Origin of the sequence: Parasynechococcus sp., assembly GCF_042954245.1 — a bacterium.
GTDB lineage: Bacteria > Cyanobacteriota > Cyanobacteriia > PCC-6307 > Cyanobiaceae > Parasynechococcus.
Genome location: NZ_JBGKDP010000005.1, coordinates 1 through 5785, shown reverse-complemented (window position 1 = coordinate 5785; position 5785 = coordinate 1). Strand labels below are relative to the sequence as shown.

The 5785-nt window shown below is 58.9% G+C and carries 6 protein-coding genes and 2 pseudogenes; 4 read left to right on the top strand and 4 right to left on the bottom strand.

Translation table 11 applies throughout. The features are described 5' to 3' along the window. A pseudogene (locus ACGVJ8_RS00290) lies at positions 1-426 on the top strand (hypothetical protein); the annotation flags it as partial. On the opposite strand, the gene ACGVJ8_RS00285 reads toward ACGVJ8_RS00290, so the two are convergent. From ACGVJ8_RS00285 to ACGVJ8_RS00270, 4 genes and pseudogenes are all read right to left on the bottom strand, one after another. Beyond that, a complete protein-coding gene (locus tag ACGVJ8_RS00285) occupies positions 389-751 on the bottom strand; it encodes a Spx/MgsR family RNA polymerase-binding regulatory protein (RefSeq protein ID WP_392344959.1) in 363 nt (120 codons plus the stop codon). The pseudogene ACGVJ8_RS00290 and the gene ACGVJ8_RS00285 sit on opposite strands and share 38 nt — an antisense overlap. A 3-nt stretch (positions 752-754) precedes the next feature. Then, complete coding sequence (locus ACGVJ8_RS00280; protein ID WP_392344958.1) at positions 755-1114, bottom strand: 2Fe-2S iron-sulfur cluster-binding protein; 360 nt, start codon at positions 1112-1114, stop codon at positions 755-757. 69 nt (positions 1115-1183) lie between these two features. Continuing rightward, positions 1184-1692: pseudogene (locus ACGVJ8_RS00275) on the bottom strand (inorganic diphosphatase). Between the two features lie 289 nt (positions 1693-1981). Further along, a complete protein-coding gene (locus tag ACGVJ8_RS00270; RefSeq protein WP_392344957.1) occupies positions 1982-2446 on the bottom strand; it encodes a resolvase in 465 nt (154 codons plus the stop codon). Between the two features lie 147 nt (positions 2447-2593). Between ACGVJ8_RS00270 and ACGVJ8_RS00265 the strand changes: the two genes are divergently transcribed. From ACGVJ8_RS00265 to ACGVJ8_RS00255, 3 genes are all read left to right on the top strand, one after another. Next, on the top strand, positions 2594-4375 hold the full coding sequence (locus tag ACGVJ8_RS00265; protein WP_392344956.1) for a proline--tRNA ligase: 1782 nt from the start codon (positions 2594-2596) through the stop codon (positions 4373-4375). A gap of 24 nt (positions 4376-4399) precedes the next feature. Beyond that, positions 4400-4825 (top strand): photosystem II protein Psb27, encoded by a 426-nt coding sequence (gene psb27 / locus ACGVJ8_RS00260; RefSeq protein WP_392344955.1) that lies wholly within the window; start codon positions 4400-4402, stop codon positions 4823-4825. A gap of 85 nt (positions 4826-4910) precedes the next feature. Next, positions 4911-5785, top strand: an 875-nt coding sequence (locus tag ACGVJ8_RS00255; protein WP_392344954.1) for an adenylosuccinate synthase, incomplete at its 3' end; no start/stop codon positions are given.

The following is a 5785-nucleotide window of genomic DNA, read 5'->3' as shown; positions in this document are numbered from 1 at the left end:
CGCCAGGCCGTGATCAGCCATCTGGTACAGCAGAGCTTGGACCAGAACGTGGTGCCAGATGCCCTGCGGCGACTTCCTGGACTACAAAACGCCGAATCAGAATTCAGCCGCCAACTGGCTGAAAGCATGGTGACCTCCGTACTCGACCTGTCCAAGGGAGCCGGAAACCGCATCGGTCAGCGGGACCCGGTTCTGGAATCGCTTGGATCCGAGGCCTTGGATCGGCTCTGGGAGGAACTGGCCCACACCCTGGAACAGGGGCCTGTCCTGAGCCGCAGCCAGGATCTGCTGGTCGCCCTCCTGGAAGAGATCAAACGCTCGAGCTTCCGCCAGATCCGCGACCAAGACGATGTGGACGCCCTGATCAGCGAATTGGATGGCTTGAACTTCAGCCCTGGAGTGCCGACTCCCAAAGATCAGGCTTGAAGCCGGTCAGGTACGTGGAGGAATTCACCTCCACGAACGGACGTTTGATCAATTTCCCATCAGCAGCCAAGGCCTCCAAAGCCTCGTCATCTGACAGAGCCTTCACTGCTGCTGCGCCCATGGCGCGATGGCTCTGACCACTGGTATTGAACAACAGCTTCCTGTCACCGAGGGATTGGTAAGCGGCCACCAACATGTCCTTGGACGGTGGATTCAGGGTGATGTCGTGCACCTCATGTGCGATGCCTCGCTCAGTGAGCCAAGCCAATCCCTTTCGACAGGTGCTGCAGCGGTTGTAGCTGTAGACCTGGAGAGTTCCGGCCAAGACTCAGCGGCCGAACAGGGATTTAATCGCACCAACGAGGCTATTGGAGCCGCGGCCCACACCTTCAGCGGGACGGGTGCGAACGGTGACATCACCATTCACGGTGGTGCGGCAGCTCAGGCGGAAGTTCGCAGGACGGTCTGCCAGATAGACCTCTTCAACGTCGCTGCGGGGGGAAAGGTTGGCCTGCCCCTCAAGCACCTCCATCACACAGGTGCCGCACTGACCAACGCCACTGCAGTTGTTGAGGTTGTTGAGACTCCTGTAGGGATTGACACCTGCATCAAGTGCAGCCTTACGCAGATTTGCGCCCTCGATGCAGCCAACCTGCTGGCCTTCCTGCTCGAATCGGATGGTGGGCACGGGTTCCGCAAATCTCAGTCTGCACTAACTTACAAGCATCCGGCCTAATCAAGGGGCTCTTCCCTGAGATCAATGGGCTGCATTGATGCAGGAATCAAGCAACGGCTGAACCGCATTGAGGTCGCGCCATCCATCAATCGATACGACGCTGCCCTGCAACGTGCGGTAGGTCCTGAAGAATTCCGCAACATCCTTAAGCTGGGATGCAGCGATCTGACGAATGCTTCGGATCTCGTCCTGACGGGGGTCTGCGTCTGGGACACAGAGAATCTTCCCGTCGTAAACGTCCCGATCATGGAGGTCCACACGCCGATGGGGCGAGTCTTGATCAGGCAACCAGCGAAAGTGGGTTCGGCCATGATCACCATGGCGTCGAGGGGAGAGCCATCCTCCGCCAACGTGTTGGGGATCAAGCCGTAATCGAAGGGGTAACGCACTGAGGAGTGCATCACCCGGTCGAGGACCATCACGCCAGCTTCGGCGGAGTACTCATATTTATTTCTGCTTCCTGCCGGAATCTCAACGATGAGATTCACTAAGCCTGGCAAAGGTGACGGGGGGAGCTGATGGAGATCCATGCCGATCCGAGGCGGTGGGGATCAGTTGCGGAGAAGGAAAGGTTCGATCCGTGATCACAGCCACAAGGGGAGCACTGAAACTGACAACAGCTATCAGCAGTCCTTTGATGGCCGTCAACGAAGCGCGACGACTGAACGGCTCATCCGCCTCCGAAGACTCGATGGCGTCATCGTGAGACGGGTGGGGAATATCTGAGGCCATAAAACGGGGAACTGTCAAAGCTCCCTCTTTCGATAACAACGTTGATCAACCCATTCTGTCACTGCAAAAAGCAGGACGCACCGATCATTAAGCGGCGGGCCGATCTTGCTGGTCGAGATGTACGCTCAGATTGGAGGGTGATGTCCCACTCGCCTCGAGATGGGTTCGGATTAGTCGAAGCTCCTCAAGGATCGATCCCAGGATTTGCTGCGTCGCCGTTGAAGGAGAGTTCAGCACCTCCACGGTGACTTCTTTGATGCGTAAGACATCTTTGGCGAAGCGCGCCACCTCGTTGGGGTGGAACATCAGCGGATCTTTCTGATCGCTGCGGTACTCCGGATTCAGCTTGCGGGGGTTGAACGGAGGGTTGAGGTTGCGAGTGTCTGTGTTGGTGTACCGATAAACCGAGGCACGGGAGCGGTTCAGGGATTTCTGAACGTCGTCGATTCCCACTAAGGCCTCAGCTTGAGCGGATGCATGGCCCGAATCCATGGAAAGTTCGGTCGCTTGTTGAACGCTTGTCGCCACAGATTCAACAGACCGAGGAAGCATGAGACGGGCCTAGGACAGTCTGGATTGAGCTGGACGGTAGCAGCCGAGACTCAGGGCTCACAGAGGAATTCCAGCAAAACAGACACTTCCGCAATCGGCATGCCTCGGAAGCGATGATAGCTTCTAAAGTTCATTTTGTTGCGATTGATGCGCGTCTCCCGCCTGCTGCTGGTGACGCTTCGGGATGTTCCCGCCGAAGCGGAAATAACCTCGCATCAGTTGCTTCTCAGGGCTGGGTATATTCGTCGCGTTGGATCAGGGATTTACGCCTACCTCCCCTTGATGTGGCGGGTACTGCAAAAGATCACCGCTGTGGTGCGTGAGGAGATGAACCGCGCCGGCGCCCAGGAAACCCTGCTGCCGCAGCTGCATCCTGCTGAGCTCTGGCAAAAAAGCGGGCGCTGGCAGGGCTACACCGCTGGTGAGGGGATCATGTTCCACCTCGAAGACCGCCAGAGCAGAGAGCTGGGGCTTGGACCAACCCATGAAGAAGTGATCACCAGCCTGGCGGACGAGCTGCTGAGGTCATACCGGCAGCTCCCGGTGAACCTGTATCAGATCCAGACCAAATTTCGCGACGAGATCCGTCCCCGCTTTGGCCTGATGCGAAGCCGCGAATTCATCATGAAGGATGCGTACTCCTTCCATGCCAGCGAAGCGGATCTTCGCGAGACCTACGGCGCTATGGATCAGGCCTACCGCCTCATCTTTGAACGTTGTGGCCTGGATGCCGTCCCTGTCGATGCAGATAGCGGAGCGATCGGCGGCGCCGCCTCCCAGGAGTTCATGGTGACGGCGGATGCCGGGGAAGACCTGATCCTGATCAGCGATGACAGCCAATACGCCGCCAACCAAGAAAAGGCTGTTTCGATCCCATCCGCCGCATCTCCTCTCCCCGATGGCCCGGAGGAATCGATTCCAACTCCTGGTTTGGGCAGCATCGAGAGCCTCTGCGACGCCAAAGGCTGGGATCCGAGCCAAGTGGTGAAGGTGCTGCTGTTCGTGGCGACCCTGGACGATGAAACTCTCCAACCGCTGCTGGTGAGCCTCCGTGGTGACCAGGAGCTCAACCCCACCAAGGTCGTGAACGCCGTCAGCCAAACCCTCAACAAGGGTGTTCTCGATTGCCGCCCGATCACACCAGACGACAACAACCGTCAGCAGATAGACCCGATCCCCTTTGGATCGATCGGGCCCGACCTCTCCGATGACGTCCTGCAGGGAGCCAAGACCTGGGAGCCAACATTCCTGCGTCTGGCGGATGAAACCGCCAGCGAACTCGGCAGCTTCGTCTGTGGTGCCAACAAGCCCGATCTGCACCGTTTCAACACCAGCTGGAACGCCATCGGGCAGAAGCCGACCAGCCTGGATCTTCGTAATGCACGGGCAGGGGACGTCTGCCAACACAACCCGAAATCACGACTGACGGAAAAAAGAGGCATCGAAGTCGGCCACATTTTTCAGTTGGGCCGGAAATATTCCGAGGCCATGGAGAGCCGTTTCACCAACGAGAACGGCAAGACCGAACCGTTCTGGATGGGTTGCTACGGAATCGGCGTTTCCAGGCTGGCGCAGGCTGCCGTCGAACAGCACCACGACGACAGCGGCATCTGCTGGCCGACCGCCATCGCCCCTTTTGAAGCTATCGTGGTTGTTGCCAACATCCAGGACGACACCCAGGCCCCGCTAGGGGAAGCGCTCTATGCGGAGCTTCAGGCTGCTGGAGTCGATGTTCTCCTCGACGACCGCAAAGAACGCGCCGGCGTCAAGTTCAAAGACGCGGATCTGATCGGCATCCCTTGGCGGATCGTGGTGGGACGCGACGCCAGCGAGGGCATCGTTGAACTGGTGTGCCGCAGCAGCAGCGAGGTGCAAAAGCTTCCCCACGCTGAGGCTGTGACCTGCCTGATCAAGGCACTCCACCCCTAGAGTTAAACGACACAGAAGGGTTTCATGCTCTCCGCACTGACACGCCTGCTTCGCCCCCTCAGCCGGGCTGCCATAGCCCTTGGCCTCGGGTTATGCCTCCTCCTGACGGCCTGCAGTGGGGACGCTGAAGCTCGTCTGAGCGGCAACTACGTGGAAGACACCGTGGCGGTCTCCCGCACTCTGCTGACGGTGATCGACCTGCCTCAGGACGATCCCACCCACGCCGAAGCTGAAGCCGAAGCGCGGGCCCTGATCAACGATTACATGTCCCGTTATCGGCCCCAGCCCCGTGTGAACGGACTCAGCTCCTTCACCACAATGCAGACCGCTCTGAATTCTCTGGCTGGTCATTACGCCTCCTATGCCAATCGCCCCCTGCCGGAAGCGCTGCATGATCGCATCGCCAAGGAACTCAACAAGGCTGAGAAATCAGTAGTCCGGGGCAGCTGAGCCCCCAAGACAATCTCAGTTTTGACGAGGCCACCCGAGATCTGAGATACTCGCGGATTGTGCAGATCTGCGGCTTCGGGCCGCCGTGTTCTTGGCCAACGTTGTCGTCATCGGAGCGCAGTGGGGTGACGAGGGAAAAGGAAAGATCACCGATCTCCTGAGCCGCTCCGCCGATGTGGTGGTTCGCTATCAGGGTGGTGTAAACGCAGGCCACACGATTGTTGTTGACGATCGTGTGCTCAAGCTGCACCTGATTCCCTCTGGAATCCTCTATCCCGACACGATCTGCCTGATCGGATCCGGCACGGTGGTGGATCCCAAGGTGATGCTCGGTGAGCTGGACATGCTCATCGCCAATGACATTGATATTTCAGGACTTCGCTTGGCATCCACGGCCCACGTGACCATGCCCTACCACCGCCTGCTCGACCAGGCCATGGAGAAGCAGCGGGGAGCACGACGGATCGGAACCACAGGCCGCGGAATCGGCCCCACCTACGCCGACAAGTCGCAGCGCAGTGGTATCCGTGTCATCGACCTGCTGGACGAACAGCGGCTGAGGGATCGCCTTGAGGGTCCACTTCAGGAGAAGAACGAACTTCTTCACACCATTTATAGCGTTGCTCCCCTGAACGCCGAAGACGTCATACAGGAATATCTGGGATACGGCAAGCGCCTCGCACCCCACGTGGTGGAGTGCACCCAGACGATTCATCAGGCAGCCCGAGATCGCAAGAACATCCTATTCGAAGGTGCCCAGGGCACGCTGTTGGACCTGGACCACGGCACCTACCCGTACGTCACGTCCTCCAATCCCGTTTCCGGCGGTGCCTGCATCGGTGCAGGCGTCGGCCCAACCCTGATTGACCGCGTCATCGGCGTCGCCAAGGCCTACACCACCCGCGTGGGTGAAGGCCCCTTCCCCACCGAGCTGAGCGGAAGCCTGAATGACCAGCTTAC